Origin of the sequence: Celeribacter ethanolicus (genome assembly GCF_002407265.1) — a bacterium.
GTDB lineage: Bacteria > Pseudomonadota > Alphaproteobacteria > Rhodobacterales > Rhodobacteraceae > Celeribacter > Celeribacter ethanolicus.
The window spans coordinates 1,318,896-1,344,422 of record NZ_CP022196.1 but is presented as its reverse complement, the minus strand read 5'-3'; the positions used below and the strand labels follow the sequence as shown (position 1 = coordinate 1,344,422).

Below are 25,527 nucleotides of genomic sequence, written 5' to 3'. Positions count from 1 at the left end.
TTTCCTAACAAGATTACTGACGACGCGGACGACGCTCTTCGCGGTCGTCGCGTTTCTGCATCTGGACGGAGGGGCCTTCCTCGTGAGCGTCGACCTTGATGGTCAGGACGCGCATCACGTCGTCATGCAGACGCATCAGGCGTTCCATTTCCTGCACGGCGTCCGACGGGGCGTCGGTGCGCAGGAAGGCGTAGTGGCCCTTGCGGTTCTTGTTGATCTTGTAGGCCATCGTTTTGACGCCCCAGTACTCGGATTCGACGACTTTACCGCCGTTGTCCGCAAGCACGGTGCCAAAATGTTCGATGAGACCTTCGGCCTGCGCGTTGGACAGATCCTGACGCGAGATGAAGACATGCTCGTAAAGCGGCATGGAGACTCCAGTTCATTTCAAGCGCATTTCATAGGGCGGGCATTTGGCCTTTTCGCGGCCCGTCCACGAGAGACTGCGCGGTTCATACGTGTCTTGCGAAAAGGATGCGCCTTTATACGCATCCCGGGCTTTGGCGCAAGGGAGAATTCCGGGTGTTGCGCCGCGATGTTTGGTGGCGTGCCCCCGGGGGGCGGGCTTGTGCGGGCGGCTGCCGCAACGGCAGGGCGCAATGGCGCGAAATCTCCGTCTGCGAGCCACAATCCCGCCCAGATTAACCATAATGTCTCAACCTCAGGTGGATGAGACAACAATAAAGGAAAGAAGGCATGATCCTTTCTTCCGATCAGGAAAATCAGGGGCGCTCCATGGCGCCGTCCGGGACGCAGGGTGGGTCCGATGGCGGGATGATCGTGCGTCTGGAGCGTGGCTGGGGCTACAGCCTCGTGCGTGAGGACGGGTTGGGACGGATGCGGATGCGCACGGAAATCGTGGTGCGCGTTGGTTCCGTTCTATGTTTCCTGGGCATGGCGGGACTCTGGCTCCTGCCGGGATCGACGTTTTCGCTGACGGTGCTGGGCATCAAGGCCGGGCTTTCGATTGCGCTCGGGCTTGCGGGGCTGGGACTCGGTCATTTGGCGGAACGCGGGTTGGCACGGGAGGTGCAGGTCGATCTGCAACGCGAACAGCTTCGGCTGGTCTGGCGTAACCGCAAATCGGACACCCGGTTGCAGACGGTGATCGGCTTTGCCGAGATCGGTTCGGTGTTTCTGCGGTGCCTGCCCGGCGCAGGACGGCTGACCCAGCTCAATCTGCGCTATGGGAGGACGGGCGAGGTCTTGACGCTGTTCGTCGGACCCGAACGTCTGATGCGCGAGGTCTGGTACGATCTGAACGGCGATCTGCATCCTGACGCGTCGGAGCCGGTACAGCCGACGCGGGTGGTCGCCGCGTCCAGGCCGGTTGCGGGGACGCCTGTGGCGGGCGTGCGGAGACTGCCGGGGGCCTTGCGCTGATCCGGAGAGCGCAGGCGTGTTCCCCCTGTTTCCGGTCATGTTCCCTCTGTGTCGGCTTGCCGTTGCGGCGCGGGATCGTTAGACCCGTGTGCGACAGAGACAGACATGTGGAGGGGCGGGCATGACGCGCGCATTCGTGTTTCCGGGGCAAGGTGCCCAGACGATCGGCATGGGCAAGGCTTTGGCCGAGGCCTATCCGGCGGCGAAAGCCATTTTCGACGAGGTGGACGAAGCGTTGGGCGAAAAGCTGTCCGCGCTGATCTGGGACGGCGACATCGAAACCCTGACGCTGACGCAGAACGCCCAGCCGGCACTGATGGCGACCTCTCTTGCGGCGATGCGTGCGCTTGAGGTCGAAGGCTTTGCGGTGACCGATGCGGCCTTCGTGGCAGGGCATTCTTTGGGCGAATATTCCGCACTGGCGGCGGCAGGCGCGATCTCCGTGGCCGATACGGCGCGACTTTTGCGCACACGCGGTCAGGCGATGCAGGCGGCCGTGCCTGTGGGCGTGGGCGCAATGGCGGCGCTTCTGGGGCTCGATTTCGCGACCGTGAAAGAGGTGGCGGAAGAGGCCGCGCAAGGACAGGTCTGTCAGGCGGCGAATGACAACGATCCGGGGCAGGTGGTTGTGTCCGGTCATAAAGAGGCCGTGGAACGCGCGGTGGAGATCGCCAAGTCGAAGGGCGCGAAACGCGCGGTTCTTCTGCCGGTGTCCGCACCGTTCCACTGTGCGCTGATGAGCCCGGCAGCGGATGTGATGGCCGAGGCGCTGGACGATGTCGAGATTTCCGAACCGGTCGTGCCGCTGGTGGCCAATGTGCGGGCGTCTGCGGTGACCGACCCGGCGCTGATCCGGGCGCTTCTGGTCGAGCAGGTGACGGGCTCCGTGCGCTGGCGCGAATCCGTGGCCTATATGGCCGGTGAGGGTGTGACCGAGATCTGGGAAATCGGTGCGGGGAAGGCGCTGTCGGGGATGGTGCGGCGGATCGAGAAATCCATCGCCTGCACGGCGATCGGTGCGCCGGAGGATATTGCGAAGCTCAAGGAATAAGGGCTCTGCCCTCACCTCGCCCAGGGGCGCGGTTCACCCGGGATATTGATGGACAAAAGAAGCGGTAAGCTTCGGAGGAATTGGAAATGTTTGATCTGACTGGTAAAAATGCGCTGATCACGGGCGCGTCCGGCGGCATCGGCGGTGCAATCGCCAAGGCGCTTTATGATGCCGGTGCCACCGTGGCCCTGTCCGGGACGCGCGTGGAGCCTTTGGAGGCGCTGGCTGCCGAATTGGGTGAGCGGGCGCATGTGCTGCCCTGCAATCTTTCGGACAAGGAAAGTGTCGAGGCGCTGCCGAAGCAGGCGGCCGAGGCGATGGGCTCGGTCGATATTCTGGTGAACAACGCGGGCATCACGCGCGACAACCTGTTCATGCGGATGTCGGATGACGAGTGGGACAGTGTGTTGAACGTGAACCTGACCTCGACCTTCCGGCTCTGCAAAGGTGTGCTGCGGGGCATGATGAAGGCGCGTTGGGGACGGATCGTCAACATTTCCTCCATCGTGGGGGCCACCGGCAATCCGGGACAGGGCAACTATGCTGCGTCGAAAGCGGGCATGGTTGGCATGTCGAAATCGCTGGCCTATGAGGTGGCGACGCGGGGCATCACGGTGAACTGTGTGGCGCCAGGGTTCATTGCGACGGCGATGACCGACAAGCTCACGGACGATCAGAAGAGCAAGATCGACGCGCAGATCCCGGCGGGGCGCATGGGCACGCCGGAGGAAATTGCCGCAGCGGTGGTGTATCTTGCGTCGCAGGAGGCGGGTTACACCACCGGGACGACGCTTCATGTCAATGGCGGCATGGCTATGCTCTGAGCGCATAAGTCCCTTCCCGACGTGGCGTCACAAAACATTTGCCACCGGGGTGGATTGTGCTATGAGCAGCGCAGATTGAGCCACGCGGGCAGGTGTTTGCGTGGTGCATGACCCGAGGACGGGGTTGCAAAGACCCGGTTCCGGAGCCATGTAGAGCGAGTGGCCCGAGGGCCGGATCTAAATTGGGCATCGGGCCCGAAATTGTGAGGAAAGAACATGAGCGACATCGCAGATCGCGTGAAAAAGATCGTTGTCGAGCATCTCGACGTGGAAGAAGACAAAGTGACGGAAACCGCGTCCTTCATCGACGATCTGGGTGCTGACAGCCTCGACACCGTCGAGCTGGTCATGGCCTTCGAAGAAGAGTTCGGCATCGAGATCCCGGACGACGCTGCCGAGACCATCCAGACCTTCGGCGACGCGGTGAAGTTCATCACCGAAGCTTCCTGATCGGTTGACCGGTCGGCCTCGCAAGGGGCGGAAATTCAAGACGGCGTGCTCGGACGAGCGCGCCGTTTTTGTTTGCGGTCCGCGGATGTGAAGGCTTCAGGCTGCGAGGTCGGAAGAGGGCGTGCCCTTGGGAGGCGAAGTGGTGGCGCCGCCTCCTGTCGGGGCGGGGGGCGATGTGGAGACTGCGGTTTCAGGCGGTGGATCAGAAGGCCGGACCAAGGGGGGGAGGCCAGAGCGTCTGCGCGTTCCGTGGCGATCTGGGCCGCATGTGGGCCGAGCAGGTCCTTGAGTTCCGCCTCAGTCAGTTGACGGTCGAATTTCAACCCGAGAAAATGGTTGTTGCGCCAGATCACGCGGGCCTTGCGCTCGACCGGGCCGCAGGTCAGTCGCACCTTTTGGCGTTCGTGCAATTCATGGGTGCTTTCGATCTTGCAGCCGACCTGGCTGATGTCCAGAAGCTCGCCGATCACCGGCAAGAGGCCATCGAAAATCACCACGGGCAACGCGCAGGGATAGCGGATGGCGCGGCGCTGCACGATGCCGTAGCGCATCCATATCCACGCCGAGATGGCGGTGATGAAAGTGAACAGGCCGAGCACGAAGGCGACGTTGCCGGAGGGGCTGAGCGGAATGTTCGGGGGCGCGCTGCGCGGTGCATTGTGCCGTGCCGGACGGAATTCATCGAAATTTTTCGGATCGACGGGACCGGGTTCGGCATCCTTGCGGGTGACGGAGGCAGTGATTTCGACGATTTCCTGCATGCCGTCGGCAAGACGGGACATCAGGCTCCCTTTGGCCTCTTCCGTGGCATTGAGGTGATCGGGCGCGGTCGGGTCGCAGGGGGTGCCGGCGAGATAGCGCGAGAGGCTGGCCGACTGCGCGCCAAAACGGGGATCGCCGCCATATCGTTGCGCCATTTCGCTCCAGTTGTCCTGTTGCAGGTCGAGAAGATGGCGACGGGAGGATATGAAATCCATCAGCGGTTTTTCATTGGCGCCGAGATCGGCCGCGCGGATCTGTTTCAAAAGACGATCGCGGTCGTAGCGCTCCATTTCGGTGCGGAACTGGCGTGCGCGCTCATGTTCGTTGGGGGTGCCGAGGGCAGAGACATAGGAATTGGCGCTGTCGTTGAGCGCGGTGAGCCAGTCTTCCAGGCCGCAGGACGGATCGGCCACGGCACCGCGCAGGAACGGACCGCTCAGCAGGAACGCCAGGCAAAGCGGAAGCACAAGCCGGAGCCTGCGCAGGGAAAGGAGGGGGCGAACCTGCCGCATATCGGGGCCATAATTGCGCATCTGCCTATTGATATGCCCGAAACCCTCAATATCTGGTTACCATTCCTCCGCCGATTTGCGGTGAGGGGTCTGTCTCGGTCTTCCATCGGGGGGCGGAGCCGTGTAAGAAAACGCAGACGAAAATTGAGGGGGCACGGATGCGCCGAGTAGTTGTCACTGGACTTGGGATGGTTTCGCCGCTGGCTTGCGGTGTGGAGGAGACCTGGACGCGAATTCTGGCTGGTGAATCCGCCGCCGGGACGATCCAGCGGTTCGATGCAAGCGGGCTTGCGACGGATTACGCCTGCGAGGTGAAATTCGGCGACGGGACGAAGGGCACGTTCAACCCGGACGACTGGATGGCTCCGAAGGACCGCAAGAAGGTCGACGATTTCATTCTCTTTGGTATGGCCGCCGCCGAACAGGCGCTGACGGATGCCGGGTGGAAACCCGAGAACGAGGAAGATCGTCTGCGCACCGGTGTGCTGATCGGCTCCGGCATTGGCGGGCTCTCGTCGATTGCGGATGCGGCGATCATCCTCAAGGAAAAGGGCCCGCGGCGGATTTCTCCGTTCTTCATTCCGGGGTCGCTGATCAACCTGATCTCCGGTCAGGTGTCGATCCGCTACGGTTTCAAAGGTCCGAACCACGCTGTGGTGACGGCCTGCTCGACGGGGGCGCATGCCATTGGCGATGCGTCGCGTCTCATCGGCTTCGGCGATGCGGATGTCATGGTTGCGGGCGGCGCGGAAGCGGCGATCTGCGAACTGGGCATCGCGGGATTCAATGCCTGCAAGGCGCTGTCCACCAAGCGTAAGGACGACCCAAGCCACGCCTCGCGGCCCTATGATGCGGATCGCGATGGCTTCGTGATGGGCGAGGGCGCGGGCGTCGTGGTTCTTGAAGAATACGAACATGCCAAGGCGCGCGGTGCGAAGATTTACGCCGAGGTCGTGGGCTATGGCCTGTCGGGCGATGCCTATCACATCACCGCGCCGTCCGAGGATGGCGATGGTGGTTACCGTGCGATGCAGGCGGCTCTGGCGCGCGCAGGTCTTGAGCCGAAGGATGTGGATTACATCAACGCCCATGGCACCTCGACCATGGCGGACGTGATCGAGCTGGCGGCTGTCGAGCGGCTTCTGGGCGATGCGGCGGACACCGCGACCATGTCGTCGACGAAATCCTCTATCGGCCACCTTCTGGGGGCTGCGGGGGCGGTCGAGGCGATTTTCTGTGTGCTGGCGATCCGCGATCAGGTGGCGCCGCCGACGATCAACCTCGACACTCCGGCGATTGACGCGCGGCTCGATCTGGCACCCAATGCCAAGCGGGAACGCAAGATCGACGTGGCGCTGTCGAATTCCTTCGGCTTCGGCGGCACCAACGCCTCGCTGGTTCTGAAGAAGGTGGACGGCTGATATGTGGCGATCCATCGCCTCGAATGCGCTGACCCTGTTCATCGTCGTCCTTGTCGCTCTGGCGGGGGCGATTGCCTGGGGCAAGCGGCAATATGTGGCCGAGGGGCCGCTCGATCAGGCAATCTGTCTGCGGGTGCCCTCGGGCTCCACGATGCGCGGCGTTTCTGACGATCTGGCCGGGCAGGGTGCGATCACCAACCCGTCGATTTTCCGGATCGGGGCGGATTATACCGAGAAATCGCAACAGCTTAAGGCCGGGGCTTTCCTTGTCGATGAAGGCTCCTCGATGCAGGAGATCGTCGACATCATCACCCGGGGCGGGGCGTCGACCTGTGGCACGGAAGTGGTCTATCGGATCGGTGTGAACCGGGCCCTGATGCAGGTGCGCGAGTTGGACCCGACGACCCAGAGCTATGTCGAAACGGCGGAGTTTCAGCCCGGTCCCGAGGGCGAGGAAGGCGATGCCATCCCTGAAGGCTACACCAAGGTGCGGGCCGATGCGAACACACGTTACCGGATTCTTGTGGCCGAGGGCACGACGGTCTGGCGGGTGGTCGAGAGCCTGAAAGGCGCGGATTTCATCACCGGCTCTGTCGAAGCGGATGAGATGCCGTCGGAGGGCATGTTGGCGCCCGACAGCTACGAGGTGCGCGAGGGCGCCGATGTGGACGATCTGATCGCCCGCATGGTGGCGCTGCAACAGCAACGCATTGACACGGTCTGGGCGACGCGGGTGGACGGGTTGCCGTTCGACACCCCCGAGGAGATGCTCACCATGGCCTCGATCATCGAGAAGGAAACCGGTGTCGCCGAAGAGCGACGTAAGGTGGCCTCGGTGTTCGAGAACCGGTTGAAACGCGGCATGAAACTGCAAACAGACCCGACGGTGATCTATGGTGTGACCAATGGGGTCGGTGTCCTGGGGCGTGGCCTGCGGCAGTCTGAACTGCAATCGAACAGCCCGTACAACACCTATGTGATCGAGGGCATGCCGCCGGGACCGATCGCGAACCCGGGGCTTGAGGCGCTGCAGGCGGCGGTCGATCCGGACGAGACGCCGTATCTGTTCTTTGTCGCCGATGGCACAGGCGGGCATGCGTTTGCCGAAACGCTGGCCGAACATAATGCCAATGTCGCCAAGTGGCGGGAGATCGAAGCGCAGCGCGCCAGCCAATAATGACTTGAAACGGTTTGAAAAAGGCGCGGCTCGGGTCGCGCCTTTTGCTTTGGGAGAGCGGTGATGGAAACCATTGCGATTGTCGGTGCGACGGTCTTGATGGCCGGGCTTTTGAGCTGGCCGAAGCTGGCGCGGGCGGAGCTTTGGAAGGCAACCATCACGCCTCTGGCGTCGATCATCGGTTCGGGATTCCTCGTGCTGGGCCCCATTCTGGCGCAGGCGTATGGGGCGTGGACACCGCTGGCCATGGCGCTGTTGTGCGCGCTGGCCTATGCGATCGGGGCGGCGGTGCGGTTTAACATCGCGGCTTTGGCGCGCGCGGAGCACGGCCCGCGTACGGCGGGGATGGAGCGGCTTGCGTCCTGGGCGCTGGCCTTTGCCTATGTGATTTCGGTCGCCTACTACCTCAATCTTCTGGGCGCTTTTGCCGTCAGCCTCACCCCTTGGGACACGCAAGTCGCGGGGCGTATCGTCACCTCGGCGGTGTTTGGCGTGATCCTGCTCGTGGGCTGGACGCGCGGGTTCAAGGCGCTGGAGCGGATGGAACAGGTCTCCGTCGGGCTGAAACTCGCGATCATCGCGGGGCTTTTGATGGGGCTTGGGTGGTTCTTTGCTGGCAAGGCGCAGGACGGCAGTCTGATCGTGACGCCTCCGAGCCTGACGGGGTGGGCGGGCATCAGCCTGTTGTTCGGGCTGATCGTCACGGTGCAGGGGTTCGAGACCTCGCGCTATCTCGGCGAGGAATATGATGCCAGCACGCGGGTACGCTCGATGCGGCTGGCGCAATGGGTCTCGACCGCGATCTACATGGTTTATGTGGTGCTCATGGCCTATGTGTTTCGCCCGGATCAGATCGAAACCTCGGAAACCGCGATCATCGACATGATGCGGATTGTGGCCCCGATCCTGCCCGCGATGCTGGTAATCGCGGCTTTGGCGGCGCAGTTCTCGGCGGCGGTGGCGGATACCTCCGGCTCCGGTGGGTTGGTCGAGGAGCTGACCAAGGGCCGGGTGCCGGTGAAGGCGGGCTATGCCGTTTTGGTGGCGCTGGGGCTGGTGCTGACCTGGGCGCTCGATGTGTTTCAGATCATCTCATGGGCGTCCAAGGCCTTTGCGGCGTATTATACAGTGCAGGGGGCGATTGCCGTGATGCTGGCGCGGCGTGAGGGCAGAACTCTGTGGCAACAGGCGTTTTTCGCGGCGGTCACGGCGCTTGCGGCCGTGGTCACGCTGTTCGGGACCGCCGTGGAATAGGTCTCCTTTGCTGCGGAAAATACTCCCGCCGGAGGCTCACAAAAGCCCTTCGGTCTGGATATGCACCACCGCGCCGCAATGTTTGCAATGGGTCGCATCGGCATCGTGCAGCATCAACCCGCAGCTCTGGCATTCGTAGCGCACCTTGGTGGGGCGAAACAGCACCTGTGCGAGGCGCAGGAAGAGGGTCACACCGAAGAACATCACCGCGATGGAGACCATCCGCCCCGAGGTGCCCGGAAGGGTGATGTCGCCGAAGCCTGTGGTGGTGAGTGTCGTGACGGTGAAATAGAGCGCGTCCGCATAGTTGCGGATCATCGGGTTGTGGCCGTGTTCGAGCGCGTAGATCAGGCCGGTGGTCACGAAGATGAACACCAGAAGGTTGATCGCGGCGACGATGACCTCTTCGTGTTTGCGGAAGAATTTGACGTCCTGCCGGAGCCGGTTCATCAGCTGATAGGTGTGCAAAAGCCGGAGCGTGCGCAGGATGCGCAGGAAGCCGAGACCTTCGCCTGCCAGAGGCGCGAGAAAGGACACCATTGCGGCGATGTCGGCCAGTGTCGAGGGGCGGGAGAGATAGCGCAGCTTGTGTTCGGTGACATAGACCCGCGCGGTGAAGTCCGTGAGGATCAGCACACCGAACACCAGATCGGTGATTTCGACCCAGAGCGGATGGACGAAAAACGAGGTGACGATGACGAAGAGGATCGTCACCAGATCGAAGGCCAAAAGGACATAGCGGAACAGATGCGCGCGGTCGGTATCGCCTTCGTAAAGCTCGCTCAATCTGTCGTGCAGGGCGCTGGCCATGGTGCTGTCTCCTCGTCGGTTCTGAGAAATGCGGGAAAAACCGGGTTCTGACAAGCCCTTGGGTGACGCGGGGAGACGGCGGAAAGTGTTAACGCGCGTGAAGACCCCGCCGCGCGCCGGTTTCAACCAATTTTACGCTCTTTGCGACAATCTCGAAGGTGCTGGAAGACGTGGGTGATGGCCGTTTCGGGACCTGAGGGGGTGTCGGGAACCATCGAAGGGGACTGTGGGGTCCTCGGGAAAGCGCCTGCGTCTCTCGTGTGGAGGTTTGACCAAGCATGAGAGGCGAAGACCATGAAAGTGACTTCATCTGTGGGGGATGAGTTCGAAACGGTGGATCAGATCGAGGCGTCGGTGAAACAGAGCCTGCTTTGGGCGATTTTGGCGCTGGACGATGTGATCGACAGGCTTTTGACGGGCAAAAAGGCGGGCGGGAAAGAGGTGAAACCTCTGATCGCCGACCTGATGCGTGCGAAACTGGCCGCGGTGACGGAAAGGCAGAAACTCGATGACGAAAAACGCAAACGTGGGGAACTCGGCGGCGGAGAGATCGACTTTGACGCCGCGCGATCTGAGATCCTTGATCGGCTGGCTCGCCTCAAGGCCGCAAGCCGAGCAGAGTGAGTTTTTGGAGAGCTTGGGGGAGGGGGCGCTGATGGCGCTCCCTTACCTGTTCGAGGCTTGGGCTTTGGATCATCAATTGCCGTCCGAGGGCGCGTGGCGCACATGGGTGATCATGGGCGGGCGCGGCGCGGGCAAGACGCGGGCGGGGTCCGAATGGGTGCGCGCGATGGTTGAGGGGAGCCGGGCCACACAGCCGGGCCGCGCGAAACGGGTGGCCCTGATCGGCGAGACCTATGATCAGGCGCGCGAGGTGATGGTGTTTGGCGACAGTGGGATTCTGGCCTGCTCGCCGCCGGATCGGCGGCCGAAATGGTCGGCGACGCGGCGGACGTTGGTTTGGCCCAACGGCGCGGAGGCGACGGTGTTTTCCGGCAATGATCCGGAGGCGTTGCGGGGCCCGCAATTCGATGCCGCCTGGGTCGATGAACTGGCGAAATGGCGCAAGCCGCAGGAGGCCTGGGACATGCTGCAATTCGGGCTGCGGCTTGGCGACGATCCGCGTGCGGTGGTGACGACCACGCCCAGAAATGTGGGGATTCTGAAATCGCTTTTGGGGCGCAGGTCCACCGTGACGACGCACGCGCCGACCGAGGCGAACGCGGCCAATCTGGCGGCGTCGTTCTTGGAAGAGGTCAAGGCGCGCTACGCGGGCACGCGACTGGGGCGGCAGGAATTGGACGGGGTTTTGCTCGACGAGGAAGAGGGGGCCTTGTGGTCTCTGGCACGGATCGAGGCGACGCGGGTCAAGGACGTGCCGGAGCTGGACCGGATCGTCGTGGCGGTGGACCCGCCGGTGACCGGGCATAAGGGATCGGACGAATGCGGGATTGTCGTGGTCGGCGCGGTGACCAAGGGGGCGCCGCAAAACTGGTGTGCCTATGTGTTGGAGGATGCCTCTGTGTCGGTCTCCTCCCCGACGGTCTGGGCCGAGGCAGCGATCAACGCGCTGGAGCGTTGGGAGGGGTATAAGATCGTGGCGGAGGTGAACCAGGGCGGTGATTTGGTGGAAACGGTGATCCGGCAGATTGACCCGTTGGTGCCCTATAAATCGGTGCGTGCGACACGCGGCAAGGCGGCGCGGGCGGAACCGGTGGCCGCACTTTACGATCAGGGGCGGGTGATCCACACGCGCGGGCTTGGCGATCTGGAGGATCAGATGATCAAGATGACGGCGCAGGGCTATCAGGCACCGGGGTCGCCGGACCGGCTGGATGCGCTCGTGTGGGCGGTGCATGAGCTGATGATTCTGCCCGCGGCCGGGGTGGGGCGGCCACGGATCAGGACATTGGGATGATGTCAGACCTCGCCTTCGGGCGGGGTTTTTTGTTGTTGTGCGACAGTCCTTAAAGTGCGGTGAAGATAGGCGCGCGCAAGTGCGTATTGCAGGGAAAGGCTCAGGAAACCGCCAATACCGAGGGCGAGCGAAAGAGCTGAGCTGAGTTTGAGCCAGCCGATTTCGGGTTTCATCAGGCTGAAGGGGATGAGTATCACGCCGGCGCTGAGCAGGATCAAGGTAAGACGGATTTGACAGACGCCCCAGGATGTCCAGCGCAAGCGAAGCCGTGCCTGCGGAGTGATGTGCCCGTCAAGAACGAAAGACAGCCAGTTCGCAGCTCTTAAGGAACTGAAAGAGAGTTTTTCGTAGGTAAGGCTCTCTGCCTCGGTTGACGACAGACGCGAGAGCGCAGGATGCCGTCTTTCGAGTGGCGCGTCGATCTCCGTCAGGCGAAGGATCAGAGGCAAAGGCCGTATTGAACCGAAACGCATCGCTGCAAAATTCTTTCTCTGAAGCATTTCAAATCAGTGAAGGCGATTGAGACCCGAGAGGCAAGAGAGAAGGAGAGTTTCCTCATATTTTTCATTAAAACAAGGGGTTTCAAGGGTGTTGCGCGCGGCATCCCCCAGCGCACGCCCTGCTCAGAACTTCTTTTACCCTCTCCTTTAGAACTCATTTCACCGAAGGCGCGGATGGCTCTCACGAGGGCGGCGCCTATCGGGAGCGACCCGGGCGGGTGCGGGCTGGACGCGGCGGATGTTCACGCCGGTCCCCCGTCCGGGAGCAAGGATTTGAGCGATTGGCAGGTCGAGAAATTGGACCGGAAGATGAGGAGAGACACGGATATGGTGTTTGACTTTCTGAAACGGGGCGCAGAGGTGATGCCCGAAACGAAAGCCTCGGCGACCGGACCGGTTGTTGCGGCGGTTTCGGGCGTTGGCCGCGTGGCGTGGAGCCCGCGGGACACGGTGAGCCTCACGCGTGTGGGCTTTACCGGCAACCCGGTCGGGTTTCGTGCGGTCAAGCTGATCGCGGAAGCGGCGGCGGCGCTGCCTCTGGTGTTGCAGAACCGCTCGGAACGGTTTGAAGAGCATCCGCTGTTGAAAGTGATCACCCGTCCGAACCCGGCGCAGGGGCGGGCCGAGTTGTTCGAGGCGCTCTATGCGCATTTCCTTCTGTCCGGCAACGGCTATCTCGAAGCGGTTGGCGAATGGGGGCAGGTGCCTCAGGAGTTGCATGTGCTGCGCTCGGATCGCATGGCTCTGGTGCCCGGCGCGGATGGCTGGCCGGTGGCCTATGAATATTCGGTGAGCGGGCGCAAACATCGCTTTGCGGTGACTGAAGGCCATTCTCCGATCTGTCACATCAAGGCGTTTCACCCCTCGGACGACCATTACGGTCTCTCTCCCATTCAGGCGGCGGCGACGGCGATCGATGTGCATAATGCGGCGTCGCGCTGGTCGAAATCTTTGCTGGACAATGCGGCGCGGCCCTCGGGGGCGATTGTTTACAAGGGCGCGGATGGCAATGCGTCGATGAGCGCGGATCAGTATGACCGCCTGCTCTCGGAGATGGAAAGCCATCATCAGGGCGCGCGCAATGCCGGGCGGCCGATGCTCTTGGAAGGCGGTCTGGATTGGAAACCGATGGGGTTCAGCCCGTCGGATATGGAATTCCAGAAAACCAAGGAGGCGGCGGGGCGCGAGATCGCTTTGGCCTTCGGGGTGCCGCCGATGCTTTTGGGCATTCCGGGCGACATGACCTACGCGAATTATCAGGAAGCGAACCGGGCGTTTTACCGGCTGACCGTTCTGCCGCTGGTGCAGAAGGTGACGGCGGCGATCGGGCATTGGCTGTCTGAGATGACGGGCGAGGCGGTCGAGCTGAAACCCGATCTGGATCAGGTGCCGGCGCTGTCGACGGAGCGCGATGCGCAATGGAACCGGATCGCGAGCGCGGATTTCCTCACCGATGACGAGAAGCGGGCGATGCTGGGACTGCCGCCTTTGATGCCCGATCTTCCCGAACCTGAGTGCGAGGAGCTGCCGGAAGAGGCGCCTTTCGAGGAGGTCGAGGACGAACCGGAACTGCCGTTTGAGGAGGAAAGCTCCGAGGATGCGCCCGAGGAAGGGAACTGAGATGCAGAAGGATTTCTACAGCGGCCTTGAGCACAAATTCGCCCGTTTGGGCGAAGATGTGAAGGTTGAAAACGGTGTAAAGATAGAGGGTTACGCCTCGCTCTTCGGGTGTCGCGACACTGGCGGCGACATCGTTGTGAAGGGCGCTTATGCCAAGTCTCTGGCGGCGCTCAAGGCCAAGGGGCGCTCGGTCAAGATGCTGTGGCAGCACGACCCGGCGCAGCCCATCGGGATCTGGGACGAGGTGCGCGAGGATGCGCGCGGTCTCTATGTCAAAGGACGTTTGCTGACCGATCTGCAAAAGGGTCGCGAGGCGGTGGCGCTGATCGAGGCGGGGGCGATTGACGGTCTGTCGATCGGCTACCGGACGCTGCGCGCCCAGAAGGATCAGAAAGGCGCACGCCTTTTGTCGGAACTGGAGCTTTGGGAGGTGTCTTTGGTGACCTTTCCGATGCTGCCGGAAGCGCGGCTCAGTGCGGAGGCGAAAGGCGCGGATGCGCTCATGGCTGAGGCAATGCTGCGCGATCTCGCGGATGCTTTGAACGGCGCCCGCAAGCTGCTGGCCGGAGGTGGCTTCAGGGATGACTGAGGCCAGCGCATTCACCCGCGAAACCCAACATCAGGACAAAGGAATGTTTGGATGAGCAACCCCGAAAGAGCGGCCCGACAGTCGGGTCCGGCCCCGGATCTGACCCCAAATCTGACCCGTGAGGTGAAGACCGCGCTGGCCGGTTTCATGAGTGATCTCAACTACTTTCAGACCGAAATCAAATCGAAACTTCAAAAGCAGGAAGAGCGACTGACCATGCTTGATCGTAAATCTCACACCTACGCCGGTAATCTGACACGTCCGGCCCTGTCTGCCGCGCAAGAGGTGGATATGTCCCACAAATCGGCCTTCACCACCTATGTGCGCAATGGCGATGACGATGCGCTGCGCGGTCTGGCGCTTGAGGGCAAATCCATGTCCACCGCCGTGAATGGCGATGGCGGGTACCTCGTCGATCCGCAGACCTCCGACGTGATCAAATCGGTGCTGAAATCCACCGCCTCGATCCGCTCGATTGCCAATGTCGTCAATGTCGAAGCAACCTCTTACGACGTGCTGATCGACACCACCGATCTGGGCTCCGGCTGGGTCACCGAGACCGGCACCCTGTCCGAGACCGCGACGCCGACCATCGACCGCATCTCGATCCCGCTTTACGAGCTTTCCGCTCTGCCGAAAGCCTCACAGCGTCTGCTGGACGACAGCGCCTTCGACATCGAGGGCTGGCTCGCGGGTCGCATCGCCGACAAATTCGTCTCTGCCGAAGCCTCCGCCTTTATCAATGGCGACGGTGTCGACAAGCCGACCGGCATTTTGAACCACACTCAAGTGGCCAATGACAGCTGGGCCTGGGGCTCTTTGGGCTATATCGCGACCGGCACCGACGGTGCGTTTGACGGTACCAACCCGGCGGATGCCATCGTTGAACTGGTCTACGCGCTGGGCGCGCAGTACCGCGCCAACGGCACCTTCGTGATGAATTCGAAGACCGCAGGTCAGGTTCGCAAGCTCAAGGATGCGGATGGCCGTTTCCTCTGGTCCGATGGTCTGGCCGCTGGTGAGCCGGCGCGTCTGATGGGCTACCCGGTTCTGATCGCCGAAGATATGCCGGACATCGCGTCTGACGCGGCGGCCATTGCCTTCGGTGACTTTGCCTCCGGCTACACCGTCGCTGAACGCCCGGATGTGCGCATTCTGCGCGATCCGTTCTCCGCGAAACCGCATGTTCTCTTCTATGCGACCAAACGCGTGGGCGGTGATGTCTCCGACTTCGCAGCGATCAAACTTCTGAAGTTCGGCGTCTCCTAAGACACCCTGACTGACTATGCCCTTGTCCTCCTGTTTTACGCATGGGGACAGGGGCGGCGGATGCGCGGTCCAATTCACCCGTGTTGTCTAGCAGCTCCCCCTCCGTCCGAGCAGCAAGGGGGGTCGCGCGTCCGTTCATACGAAACAAGGGGGCCCGGATACGGAGTTGTACCATGATGTTGATGGAGCAGACCCAGGTGGCCACGGCGGCGCTGCCGGTCGCTGAGTTCAGGGACCATATGAGACTTGGCACCGGGTTTGACGACGACGGGGTTCAGGACGGGGTTCTGGAAAGCTTTCTGCGGGCGGCCATGGCGGCGGTCGAGGCGCGCACCAACAAGGTGCTGATCACCCGCGATTTTCTTTACACGGTCACCGCATGGCGCGATCTGAGCGCGCAGGTTTTGCCGGTGGCGCCCGTCACGGCTGTGGCGAGCTTTGTCATCGTGGACCGGCTTGGGGCCGAGACCACGGTGGACAGCGCGAAATACATGCTGGAACCGGATATGCACCGGTCGCGTGTGGTTTCGACCGGCTTTGTCCTGCCGCAAATCCCGGTGGCGGGTCAGGCGAAATTCACCTTCACCGCCGGGTTTGCCGATACATGGGGCGCTCTGCCCGCCGATCTGGCGCAGGCGGTGTTTCTTCTGGCCGCGCATTACTACGAGCACCGTCACGAGACGGTGGTGGGCGAGGCGACCATGCCGTTTGGTGTCAGCACGCTTTTGGAGCGCTATCGCAACCTGCGTCTCTTCGGAGGGCGGAGCTGATGTCGGCGGTGGTGCATCTCAATCGCAAGCTGGTGCTTGAGGAGGCGCAACGCACCTCTGACGGCGCGGGCGGTTATGTCGAAACCTGGGTTCAGCTCGGCGCGCTCTGGGCGGCGATTCAGGCGGGGACGGGGTCCGAGACCTCCGAGGATTTCCTCACCGTCTCGCGGGTTCCGATGAAGATCGTGGTGCGCGGTGCGCCGGTGGGATCGAAACGGCGTCCGAAACCGGATCAGCGTTTTGTCGAGGGCGGGCGGGTGTTTCGCATTCTCGCCGTCACAGAGATGGATGCACAGGGACATTACCTGACCTGCAATGCGCGTGAGGAGGTGACGTCATGAGCTACGGAGTGGCGGCGGCCCTTCAGACGGCGGTTTTTCAGGCGCTGGCCGCGGATGCGACGCTCGACGGCTTGGTCGGCGGCGCGATCTATGACGCGGCCCCTGCGGGCACCATCCCGGCGCTTTACGTCAGCCTCGGGCCGGAGGATGTCACCGACGCTTCCGACAAGACCGGGCATGGCGCGCGGCATGAGTTCACCGTGTCGGTCGTGTCCGACAGCGCGGGGTTTCTCACCTCGAAACAGGTGGCCGCGCGCCTTTCGGACATCCTCGTGGATGCCGATTTGACCCTCTCGCGGGGCACGCTTGTCGGCCTCTGGTTCGTGTCGGCCAAGGCCCGGCGCGTTCAGGACAGCGATGTGCGCAGGATCGACCTGAAATTCCGCGCGCGCGTCGAAGACAACTGATTTTCCAAGACGGAGTAAACGACCATGGCTGCCCAAAACGGCAAAGACCTCCTGATCAAGCTGGACATGAACGGGTCCGGCACGTTTGAAACCATCGCAGGCCTGCGCGCCACGCGGATTTCCTTCAACGCGGAAAGCGTCGATGTCACCTCGCTGGAAAGCTCGGGCGGCTGGCGCGAGCTTCTGGGCGGTGCGGGCGTGAAAAGCGCCACGATCTCCGGCTCGGGCGTGTTCAAGGACGAGAGCACCGACGAGCGCGCGCGCCAGATCTTTTTCGACGGCGAAGTGCCGGAGTTTCAGGTCATCATCCCGGATTTCGGCACGGTGCAGGGCGCGTTCATGATCACCTCGATCGAATACGCGGGCTCGTACAATGGCGAGGCGACCTATGAGCTGGCGATGGCGTCCGCGGGCGCGCTGAGCTTCACGGCGGTGTAAACCATGGCGAACCCCTTCCAAGGCGAAGTGGCGCTGACGTTGAACGGCGAACGCCACGTTCTCAAACTGACCCTTGGGGCTTTGGCCGAACTGGAGGCCGGGCTCGAAGTCGACACGCTGGTGGCGCTTGTCGAGCGCTACGAGGCGGGACGGTTTTCTTCGGCGGATGTGCTGCGCATCGTCGTGGCGGGGCTCCGGGGCGGCGGCTGGAAGGGCGGCTATGACGACATCCTGACCGCGGAGATCGCGGGCGGCCCGCTGGAGGCGGCCCGCGTGGGCGCAGAGCTGATCGCGCGCGCCTTCACGGTGCCCGCGTAAACTCGAAGGGAGAACGTCATGGGGATGATTTCGGACAAGGGCGGGTTCGAATGGCCCGCGCTGATGCGGCTCGGGATCAAGGGGCTGGGGCTGAGGCCCTCTGAGTTCTGGGCGCTCACCCCGGCCGAGCTTTTGCTCATGCTGGGGGCGGGCAGCGGCACGGCACCGATGGGCCGCGCGCGGCTTGAGGAACTGGCGAAGGCCTTTCCCGACGAAGATGGAATGAAAGGGCAAGATCATGGCTGACGAGTTGAACGGCACGGATATCAACGGCTTGAGCATCTTCGAGGATCGGGTCGAACAGATGGAGAGCGCCATCGGCGGGGCGGAGGCCATGGCGGCAGCGTTCAATCAGGAAATGCTGCGGCTTCAGGCGACGGTGGCGGAGACGCAACGTGAGGTCTCGAAGCTCGAAAGCGGCATTTCGCGCGGCCTCAAGAAGGCGATCGACGGGCTGGTGTTCGACGGCGACACGCTGGCCGAGGCGTTGAAAGGGCTTGGGCAGTCGATGCTGGTGGCGGCCTATAACGCCGCCGTGACGCCGGTGACGAGCCATTTCGGATCGGTGTTGGGCTCCGGGCTCGAAGGCATCATCCAGAGCCTTCTGCCCTTCGAGAAGGGCGGGGCTTTTGCGCAGGGCAAGGTCATGCCTTTCGCCAACGGCGGCGTGGTGTCCAGCCCGACCTATTTCCCGATGCGCGGCGCCACGGGGCTGATGGGAGAGGCCGGCGCTGAGGCGATCATGCCGCTCACCCGTGGCGCCAATGGCAAGCTTGGCGTGCAGGCGTCAGGGGCGTCGCGGCCCGTCAATATCACGATGAATGTGACCACGCCCGATGTCGCGGGCTTCCAGCGCAGCCAGTCGCAGGTGGCCGCCCAGTTGAGCCGCGCCTTGGGCCGTGGTTCGCGCAACCAGTAACGCAATCGGACATTTAAGGCGCCATTCGGAGGGTAGACCATGGGTTTTCATGATGTGAGATTTCCGGCCAATCTGAGCTTTGGCTCCGTCGGCGGACCGGAGCGGCGCACCGATGTGGTGACGCTCGCGAACGGGTTCGAAGAGCGCAACACGCCCTGGGCGCATTCGCGCCGCCGCTATGATGCGGGGCTGGGGATGCGTTCGCTCGACGACATTGAAACGCTGATTGCGTTTTTCGAGGCGCGGCAAGGCCAGCTCTATGGGTTTCGCTGGAAGGACTGGTCGGATTACAAGACCTGCAAACCCTCCGTTGCGACCGGTTTCGAGGATCAGGTGATCGGCGAGGGCGATGGTGAGACCACGGTGTTTCAGCTTTCGAAAACCTACCGCTCCGGCACGACCGCCTATGTCCGTCCGATCAAGAAACCAGTGCTGGGCACGGTTCTGATCGGTGTCGGCGGGCAGCAGGCGTTTGAGGCGGTCGAATGGGAGGTGGACACCACCACCGGCCTGGTTACCTTTGGCATGCCACCCACTGGCGGGGCCGAGATCACCGCAGGCTTCGAATTCGACGTGCCGGTGCGGTTCGACACCACCAGCATTTCGACGTCGGTCTCTTCGTTTCAGGCGGGCGAAGTGCCGAACGTGCCGGTTGTGGAGGTGCGTGTCTGATGGCCTTTTCCGAAGAGCTTCAAACCCATCTCGCCTCGGGCGTGACGACGCTGTGCCGGGCCTGGGCCTTGGTGCGGCGCGATGGCGAGACCTATGGATTCACCGATCACGACAACGACCTGACGTTCGAGGGTGTGACGTTCAAGGCCGACACAGGCCTGACCGCCAATGCGCTTGAGCAATCCACCGGGCTTTCGGTCGACAACACCGAGGCGCTGGGCGCGCTTTCCGCTGCGGCGGTGACCGAAGAGGACATCCGCGCCGGGCGGTTCGACGGGGCGCATGTGCGCTCCTGGCTGGTGAACTGGGCCGACGTCTCTGAACGTGCGCTGCTGTTTCAGGGCAGCTTTGGCGAGATCACCCGTGTGTCGGGCGGATTTCGCGCCGAGCTGCGCGGCCTGACCGAGGAGTTGAACCAGCCGCAGGGCCGGGTCTATCAGGCCGGGTGCTCCGCCATTCTGGGCGGCACGGGCTGTGGCTTTGACACGTTGCAGCCCGGCTATGTCACCGAAGTGGCGGTCGAGAGTGTCGAGAAGGGTAAGATCTTTGCTTTCGCCGATCTCACCGGCTTTGACGACCGCTGGTTCGAGCGGGGTCGTTTCACGGTGCTAACGGGCGCGGCGGCGGGGCTTGTGGGGCTCGTGAAGAACGATCGTCTCTCCGCCGATGGTCGCAGGGTCGAGCTTTGGGAAGAGCTGCGCGCCGAGATTGCCCCGGGCGACACGATCCGCATCGAAGCGGGCTGTGACAAACGCGCGACGACCTGTCGGCTCAAGTTCGACAACTTCCTGAATTTCCGGGGCTTCCCGCATATTCCGGGCGATGATTGGCTGGCCTCCTATCCGGTGCGCAGCGGCAAGAACGATGGCAGCAGCCGTTCCGGGGGACTGTTCGACCTGAGTGATTTTGAAAGCCCGTTTTGAGGGAGAGGCAGATGACTGATTTGAGGATTGCGGAGCGCGCCCGGGCCTGGATCGGCACGCCCTACCTGCATCAGGCCTCCTGCAAGGGGGCGGGGACGGATTGTCTTGGGTTGCTGCGCGGCATCTGGCGCGAGGTGTATGGTGCCGAACCCATCGGGATTCCGGCCTATACGGCAGACTGGAGCGAACCGCAGCGGGACGAAAGCCTGTTGCGTGCCGCGCAGTCCATTCTGATCGAGAAACCGCTCGCCGAGATGGTCTCGGGCGATGTGTTGCTGTTCCGGATGCGGCAGGGCGCGGTGGCCAAGCATCTTGGCGTGCTGGGCCGGGTCGGAGACGCGCCGACATTTATCCATGCCTATAGCGGTCATGGCGTTCTTGAGAATGCCCTGAGCGCGCCCTGGCGTCGCCGGATCGTCCGGTGTTTCGCCTTTCCATCCGTTCACGACAGCGAGGGAGATCTCTGATGGCGACGATCGTACTTTCCGCCGCAGGCGCAGCGCTTGGGGCCTCCGTCGGGGGCGGTGTCTTCGGGCTTTCTTCCGTGGTGATCGGCCGGGCGATCGGCGCGACCATCGGTCAGGCCATCGACCAGCGCCTGATGGGCGTCGGCAGCCAGACCGTCGAAACCGGACGGGTCGAACGGTTTCGCCTCACCGGTGCCTCCGAAGGTACGGCGGTGGCGCAGGTCTATGGCCGGATGCGGGTTGGCGGTCAGGTGATCTGGGCGACGGAGTTTCAGGAGAACACATCGAAGAGCAAGGTGGGCGGCAAGGGCACCGCGCCCAGCACGACGGTGAAGGAATACAGCTATTCCGTCTCGCTTGCCGTGGCGCTTTGCGAGGGCGAGATCATTCGTGTGGGCCGGGTCTGGGCCGATGGCTCGGAGATCGACAAAAGCACTCTGACCATGCGGGCCTACACCGGCTCCGAGGACCAGTTGCCGGATGCCAAGATCGAGGCGGTCGAGGGCGCGGGGACGGTGCCGGCCTATCGCGGCATCGCCTATGTGGTGCTTGAGGATGTGGATCTGACGCCCTTCGGCAACCGCGTGCCGCAGTTCACTTTCGAGGTGATCCGCGCGGATCAGGCCGAGGCCCCCTCCGATCTCACCCATCTGGTGCCCGCCGTGGCAATGATCCCCGGCACCGGCGAATATGCTTTGGCGACCGAACCGGTGTATCTGAAGGACGGGGCGGGCGGTGTGCTTGTCTCCAACATGAATTCCGCCTCGGGGCAGAGCGATTTCACCACCTCGCTCGACACCATGACCGAGGAATTACCGAACTGTGGCTCGACCTCGCTTGTGGTGTCGTGGTTCGGGAGCGATCTGCGCTGTAGCACATGTCAGATTCAGCCCAAAGTCGAACAAACGGCACGCGACTCCAGGGATATGGCGTGGAAGGTCTCCGGGCTGACACGCGCCACTGCGGCCACGATCCCGCGCGATGCGGAGGATCGGGTGATCTATGGCGGCACGCCGACCGATCAGTCGGTGGTGCAGGCGATCCGGGCGCTGCATGAGGCGGGGCAGGAGGTGATGTTCTACCCGTTCATCCTGATGGATCAGATGGAGGGCAACGGGTTGATTGATCCGTGGACCGGCGAAGAAGAGCAACCGGCTTTGCCCTGGCGTGGGCGGATCACCACGTCTTTGGCGCCCGGTGTGGCGGGCACGACGGACGGCACCGCCGCTGCCGAGGCCGAGGTTGCAGCGTTTTTCGGCACCGCACAGGTGAGCGATTTCACCCCGCTGAGCCGGACCGTGAGCTATAGTGGGCCTGCGGAGTTTTCCTTCCGCCGGATGATCCTGCATTACGCGCATCTCTGTGCACTGGCGGGGGGCGTCGAGTCCTTCTGTATCGGTTCCGAGATGCGTTCTCTCACCCGGATTCGCGGCGTCTCGGGATTTCCGGCGGTGGATCATTTGATCCAGCTCGCGGCCGATGTGCGCACCATTCTCGGACCCGCGTGCAAGATCGGCTATGCCGCCGACTGGTCGGAATATTTCGGCTATCAGGCCGACGGCAATCTCTATTACAACCTCGATCCCTTGTGGGCCGACGCCAATATCGACTTCATCGGCATCGACAATTACATGCCGCTGTCGGACTGGCGCGAGGGTGACGATCACCTCGATGCGGATTGGGGTTCGATTTACAATCTCGACTACCTCAAATCCAATATCGAGGGTGGCGAGGGCTATGACTGGTATTACGCGCATGAGAACCATGACGCGGCCCAGATCCGCACGCCGATCGCTGATGGCGCCTATGGCGAGGATTGGGTGTACCGCTACAAGGACATGCGCGGCTGGTGGCAGAACGACCACCACGAGCGGATCAATGGGGTGCGCAGCGAGACACCGTCGCTTTGGGTGCCGCGATCGAAACCGATCTGGTTCACCGAATTCGGCTGTGCCGCGATCGACAAGGGCACCAACGAGCCGAACAAGTTCCTCGATGCGAAATCCTCGGAAAGCGCGCTTCCGGCCTATTCGAACGGGCGGCGCGACGATTTCATCCAGTTGCAATATGTCCGGGCGATGACCGAATATTGGGGAGATACGGCGCATAACCCGACCTCCGATGTCTATGGCGGTGCGATGATCGACATGAGCCGCGCCCATCTCTGGGCCTGGGATGCGCGGCCTTACCCGACTTTCCCGTCGACCACCTCCGTGTGGTCGGATGGTGACAATTACGCCCGTGGTCATTGGCTCAACGGCCGCTCCACCGCGCGCTCACTGGCCGATGTTGTGACCGAGATCTGCGCCCGCTCCGGGGTAGATGAGATTGACACGTCTGAGCTTTGGGGCGTGCTGCGCGGTTATAGCGTCTCCGACATTTCCGGCGCGCGGTCGGCGCTGCAACCCCTGATGCTGGCCTATGGGTTCGAGGCGATCGAGCGTGAGGGACAGTTGGTGTTCCGGTCGCGGGATGGCAAATCCATGCTCGATCTGAGTGAAGACCAACTGGCCGACAGCGAGGAGCTCGACGGCATTCTGGAACGCGTGCGCGCCCCCGAGGCTGAGGTCGCGGGACGGGTACAACTCACCTTCGTGGATGCCGATGACGACTATGGCGCACGCTCCGAGGAGGCGATTTTTCCGGATGAGGAAACCCGGCTGATCTCGCGCTCCGAATTGCCTCTGGCGCTCAGCCGGGCCGAGGGGCGGCAGATCACCGAGCGCTGGCTGTCCGAATCCCGCGTGGCGCGCGACACGGCGCGGTTCGCCCTGCCGCCTTCGCTGATGGCGGTGGGTGCAGGCGATGTGATCATGCTCAGGAGCGCGGAGGGCGATCTGCGCTACCGGATCGACCACGTCACCCTCGGCGCGCAGCAACAGATTGAGGCGGTCCGCGTCGAACAGGAGATCTATGAGCCCTCCGAGGCGGTCGAGGAGATCGTCGAGGCCAAGGCCTTCTCCGCCCCCGTGCCGGTCTATCCGCTGTTTCTCGATCTGCCGCTTCTGACCGGCAGTGAGGTGCCCTATGCGCCGCATATCGCGGTGACGGCGGACCCCTGGCCGGGATCGGCGGCGGTCTATGCCTCGGCTTCCGACAGCGGCTATGAACTGAACACACTCCTGCCGATCTGGTCCACCATCGGGGTCACGTTGACGGCGCTGGAGGCGGCCACGCCCGGTCTCTGGGATCGCGGCGCTGCGCTTCGGGTCCGATTGACCAAGGGGGAGCTGTCCTCCGCGGAGATGCTCGATGTGCTCAATGGCGACAATGTCGCGGTGATCGGCGATGGCACCTCGGCCAATTGGGAAGTGTTCCAGTTCGCCACGGCCGAGCTGGTCGCGCCGCTGACCTACGATCTGACGCTCAGGCTGCGCGGGCAATTGGGCTCTGACGGTCTAGGCACGGGCGGGCTGACGCCCGGCTGGTCCATCGGATCGCGTTTTGTGCTCCTGGACAGCACGTTGCGGCAGATCGACATTGCGCAATCCGCGCGCGGGTTGGCCTGGCATTACCGCATCGGCCCGGCCAGCCGGGGCTATGACGATCCGAGCTACGAGCATTATGTCGAGGCCTTCGACGGCATCGGCCTGCGCCCCTATGCCCCTGCGCATCTCAGCGCCCGGCACACAAGCTCCGGCGATACGGAGGTGAGCTGGGTCCGGCGCACGCGGATCGACGGCGACAGTTGGCAATCCTACGAGGTGCCGCTGGGCGAGGCCATCGAACTGTATCTTGTGCGGGTGGTGCAAGGCGGGGCTGTCCTGCGCGAGACCACCGTCACCAGCCCGGCCTGGACCTACACGGCCGGACAGAAATCGAGCGACGGTGTGACTGGCGCTTATGACATCCACGTTGCCCAAATCTCCGACAGCTTCGGGGTGGGCCTCTTCCGGGAGATCGAGATCCATGACTGACACACCCCGCTTCGCCCTGCCGTTGCTTGAGGCCTCTCAGGCGCAGAAACATGTCACCATGAACGAGGCGCTGGCCCGTCTCGACGGGTTGATGCAGCTCACGCTGATCTCCGTGACCGAGACCACGCCGCCCACGACCCCGCAGGAGGGCGAGGCATACGGTGTGCCGGCCTCTGCGGTCAATGACTGGGCCGGTCAGGACGGGAGCATCGCGCTTTATGTTAACGGCGGCTGGGCCTTCGTGCCCGCCACGCTCGGCATGCGCGCTTATGTCGCCGATCAGAACGGCTGGGCCGGGTTCGATGGCAGTGACTGGGTGCTGGGCCTCATCACGCTTTCGGCTCATGGGGCGGGCATGGTGCAAAAGGTGATCGAGGTGGATCACACGCTCACCGCGGGCACCACCTCCGCGGTGAGCTATGCCATCCCCGGCCAGTCGGTGGTCTACGGCGTCACCGGGCGGGTTCTTTCGGACATCACCGGCACCGGGCTGACCGGGTTTTCCCTTGGTGTGGCCGCCTCGTCGAACCGCTACGGGTCCGGTCTGTCGCTGACTCAAGGAAGCTGGCTGCGCGGGCTGACCGGCAATCCGCTGACCTACTATGGCTCCGAGGATCTGATCCTCACCGGCGAGGGCGGCGATTTCGACGCGGGCGGGGTGATCCGTCTGGCCCTCCATTGCGTGCAGTTCTCGCTGCCGTCGGAGTGAGGGCCAAAGGCCCCTGAAACGGCCCCGTGCAGAATTGCGCGGGGCTTTTTTCTGTCTTGTGCACTTGCGCTTTGGAAACCGGACCTATCTATAGTAAGCTCCTGAC

The 25,527-nt window shown here is 63.0% G+C and carries 28 protein-coding genes; 24 read left to right on the top strand and 4 right to left on the bottom strand.

Annotation, left to right across the window (positions count from 1 at the left end):
* Nucleotides 1-13: 13 nt before the first annotated feature.
* Entirely contained in the window at nt 14-370 is a 357-nt protein-coding gene (gene rpsF, locus CEW89_RS06475) for a 30S ribosomal protein S6 (RefSeq protein WP_096805345.1), read from the bottom strand.
* Between the two features lie 326 nt (nt 371-696).
* Between rpsF and CEW89_RS06470 the strand changes: the two genes are divergently transcribed.
* The 4 genes from CEW89_RS06470 (at nt 697) to CEW89_RS06455 (ending at nt 3,708) form a co-directional block, all read left to right on the top strand.
* Complete coding sequence (locus tag CEW89_RS06470) at nt 697-1,383, top strand: hypothetical protein (protein ID WP_096805344.1); 687 nt, start codon at nt 697-699, stop codon at nt 1,381-1,383.
* A gap of 121 nt (nt 1,384-1,504) precedes the next feature.
* Nucleotides 1,505-2,434 (top strand): ACP S-malonyltransferase, encoded by a 930-nt coding sequence (gene fabD, locus CEW89_RS06465; protein WP_096805343.1) that lies wholly within the window; start codon nt 1,505-1,507, stop codon nt 2,432-2,434.
* Between the two features lie 86 nt (nt 2,435-2,520).
* Entirely contained in the window at nt 2,521-3,258 is a 738-nt protein-coding gene (gene fabG, locus CEW89_RS06460) for a 3-oxoacyl-ACP reductase FabG (protein ID WP_066710777.1), read from the top strand.
* A 216-nt stretch (nt 3,259-3,474) separates the two neighbouring features.
* Nucleotides 3,475-3,708 (top strand): acyl carrier protein, encoded by a 234-nt coding sequence (locus CEW89_RS06455; RefSeq protein ID WP_009571390.1) that lies wholly within the window; start codon nt 3,475-3,477, stop codon nt 3,706-3,708.
* 35 nt (nt 3,709-3,743) lie between these two features.
* Here the strand turns inward: CEW89_RS06455 and CEW89_RS06450 are convergent, their stop codons facing one another.
* The gene (locus CEW89_RS06450; protein ID WP_157779773.1) at nt 3,744-4,937 is read right to left on the bottom strand and encodes a PilZ domain-containing protein; all 1,194 of its coding nucleotides are present in this window, start codon (nt 4,935-4,937) and stop codon (nt 3,744-3,746) included.
* A gap of 203 nt (nt 4,938-5,140) precedes the next feature.
* On the opposite strand from CEW89_RS06450, the gene fabF reads away from it, so the two are divergent.
* The 3 genes from fabF to CEW89_RS06435 all read left to right on the top strand — a co-directional run bounded on the left by fabF (nt 5,141) and on the right by CEW89_RS06435 (nt 8,834).
* Nucleotides 5,141-6,403: a beta-ketoacyl-ACP synthase II gene (gene fabF / locus CEW89_RS06445; protein WP_096805341.1), complete on the top strand. Its 1,263-nt coding sequence runs from the start codon at nt 5,141-5,143 to the stop codon at nt 6,401-6,403.
* A gap of 1 nt (nt 6,404) precedes the next feature.
* Complete coding sequence (gene mltG / locus CEW89_RS06440) at nt 6,405-7,580, top strand: endolytic transglycosylase MltG (protein ID WP_096805340.1); 1,176 nt, start codon at nt 6,405-6,407, stop codon at nt 7,578-7,580.
* A gap of 63 nt (nt 7,581-7,643) precedes the next feature.
* Nucleotides 7,644-8,834 carry an APC family permease gene (locus CEW89_RS06435; protein ID WP_096805339.1) on the top strand — a complete coding sequence of 397 codons (1,191 nt, stop codon included), beginning with the start codon at nt 7,644-7,646 and terminating at the stop codon, nt 8,832-8,834.
* 36 nt (nt 8,835-8,870) lie between these two features.
* Here CEW89_RS06435 and CEW89_RS06430 read toward each other — a convergent pair whose 3' ends face one another.
* Nucleotides 8,871-9,644 (bottom strand): potassium channel family protein, encoded by a 774-nt coding sequence (locus tag CEW89_RS06430; protein WP_198403512.1) that lies wholly within the window; start codon nt 9,642-9,644, stop codon nt 8,871-8,873.
* A 294-nt stretch (nt 9,645-9,938) separates the two neighbouring features.
* On the opposite strand from CEW89_RS06430, the gene CEW89_RS20700 reads away from it, so the two are divergent.
* Both CEW89_RS20700 and CEW89_RS06425 read left to right on the top strand, forming a co-directional pair.
* Entirely contained in the window at nt 9,939-10,268 is a 330-nt protein-coding gene (locus CEW89_RS20700; protein WP_157779772.1) for a hypothetical protein, read from the top strand.
* A 31-nt stretch (nt 10,269-10,299) separates the two neighbouring features.
* Complete coding sequence (locus tag CEW89_RS06425) at nt 10,300-11,562, top strand: DNA-packaging protein (protein ID WP_244906167.1); 1,263 nt, start codon at nt 10,300-10,302, stop codon at nt 11,560-11,562.
* 2 nt (nt 11,563-11,564) lie between these two features.
* Here the strand turns inward: CEW89_RS06425 and CEW89_RS06420 are convergent, their stop codons facing one another.
* On the bottom strand, nt 11,565-12,035 hold the full coding sequence (locus CEW89_RS06420; RefSeq protein ID WP_096805337.1) for a hypothetical protein: 471 nt from the start codon (nt 12,033-12,035) through the stop codon (nt 11,565-11,567).
* 354 nt (nt 12,036-12,389) lie between these two features.
* Between CEW89_RS06420 and CEW89_RS06415 the strand changes: the two genes are divergently transcribed.
* The 15 genes from CEW89_RS06415 to CEW89_RS06345 all read left to right on the top strand — a co-directional run bounded on the left by CEW89_RS06415 (nt 12,390) and on the right by CEW89_RS06345 (nt 25,421).
* Nucleotides 12,390-13,682 carry a phage portal protein gene (locus CEW89_RS06415; RefSeq protein WP_096805336.1) on the top strand — a complete coding sequence of 431 codons (1,293 nt, stop codon included), beginning with the start codon at nt 12,390-12,392 and terminating at the stop codon, nt 13,680-13,682.
* A 1-nt stretch (nt 13,683) separates the two neighbouring features.
* The gene (locus CEW89_RS06410) at nt 13,684-14,271 is read left to right on the top strand and encodes an HK97 family phage prohead protease (RefSeq protein WP_096805335.1); all 588 of its coding nucleotides are present in this window, start codon (nt 13,684-13,686) and stop codon (nt 14,269-14,271) included.
* Between the two features lie 51 nt (nt 14,272-14,322).
* On the top strand, nt 14,323-15,540 hold the full coding sequence (locus CEW89_RS06405) for a phage major capsid protein (RefSeq protein WP_198403511.1): 1,218 nt from the start codon (nt 14,323-14,325) through the stop codon (nt 15,538-15,540).
* Between the two features lie 173 nt (nt 15,541-15,713).
* Entirely contained in the window at nt 15,714-16,310 is a 597-nt protein-coding gene (locus tag CEW89_RS06400) for a head-tail connector protein (RefSeq protein ID WP_096805334.1), read from the top strand.
* On the top strand, nt 16,310-16,651 hold the full coding sequence (locus tag CEW89_RS06395) for a head-tail adaptor protein (RefSeq protein WP_096805333.1): 342 nt from the start codon (nt 16,310-16,312) through the stop codon (nt 16,649-16,651). The genes CEW89_RS06400 and CEW89_RS06395 overlap by 1 nt, the downstream gene beginning before the upstream one ends.
* Entirely contained in the window at nt 16,648-17,058 is a 411-nt protein-coding gene (locus CEW89_RS06390) for a DUF3168 domain-containing protein (RefSeq protein WP_096805332.1), read from the top strand. Before CEW89_RS06395 ends, CEW89_RS06390 begins: the two co-directional genes overlap by 4 nt.
* 24 nt (nt 17,059-17,082) lie before the next feature.
* Nucleotides 17,083-17,496 carry a phage major tail protein, TP901-1 family gene (locus tag CEW89_RS06385; RefSeq protein WP_066710745.1) on the top strand — a complete coding sequence of 138 codons (414 nt, stop codon included), beginning with the start codon at nt 17,083-17,085 and terminating at the stop codon, nt 17,494-17,496.
* Between the two features lie 3 nt (nt 17,497-17,499).
* Complete coding sequence (locus CEW89_RS06380; RefSeq protein ID WP_096805331.1) at nt 17,500-17,814, top strand: gene transfer agent family protein; 315 nt, start codon at nt 17,500-17,502, stop codon at nt 17,812-17,814.
* Nucleotides 17,815-17,832: 18 nt separating this feature from the next.
* Complete coding sequence (locus CEW89_RS06375; protein ID WP_096805330.1) at nt 17,833-18,060, top strand: rcc01693 family protein; 228 nt, start codon at nt 17,833-17,835, stop codon at nt 18,058-18,060.
* Nucleotides 18,053-18,733, top strand: coding sequence for a phage tail tape measure protein (locus CEW89_RS06370; protein ID WP_096805329.1), 681 nt, complete (start codon nt 18,053-18,055; stop codon nt 18,731-18,733). Before CEW89_RS06375 ends, CEW89_RS06370 begins: the two co-directional genes overlap by 8 nt.
* A 39-nt stretch (nt 18,734-18,772) precedes the next feature.
* The gene (locus CEW89_RS06365; RefSeq protein WP_096805328.1) at nt 18,773-19,405 is read left to right on the top strand and encodes a DUF2460 domain-containing protein; all 633 of its coding nucleotides are present in this window, start codon (nt 18,773-18,775) and stop codon (nt 19,403-19,405) included.
* Nucleotides 19,405-20,328, top strand: a complete 924-nt coding sequence (locus CEW89_RS06360) for a DUF2163 domain-containing protein (protein WP_096805327.1) — start codon at nt 19,405-19,407, stop codon at nt 20,326-20,328. The genes CEW89_RS06365 and CEW89_RS06360 overlap by 1 nt, the downstream gene beginning before the upstream one ends.
* Nucleotides 20,329-20,339: 11 nt before the next feature.
* Nucleotides 20,340-20,795: an NlpC/P60 family protein gene (locus tag CEW89_RS06355; protein WP_096805326.1), complete on the top strand. Its 456-nt coding sequence runs from the start codon at nt 20,340-20,342 to the stop codon at nt 20,793-20,795.
* A complete protein-coding gene (locus tag CEW89_RS06350; protein WP_096805325.1) occupies nt 20,795-24,712 on the top strand; it encodes a baseplate multidomain protein megatron in 3,918 nt (1,305 codons plus the stop codon). Before CEW89_RS06355 ends, CEW89_RS06350 begins: the two co-directional genes overlap by 1 nt.
* Complete coding sequence (locus CEW89_RS06345; protein WP_096805324.1) at nt 24,705-25,421, top strand: DUF2793 domain-containing protein; 717 nt, start codon at nt 24,705-24,707, stop codon at nt 25,419-25,421. The genes CEW89_RS06350 and CEW89_RS06345 overlap by 8 nt, the downstream gene beginning before the upstream one ends.
* Nucleotides 25,422-25,527: the final 106 nt, after the last annotated feature.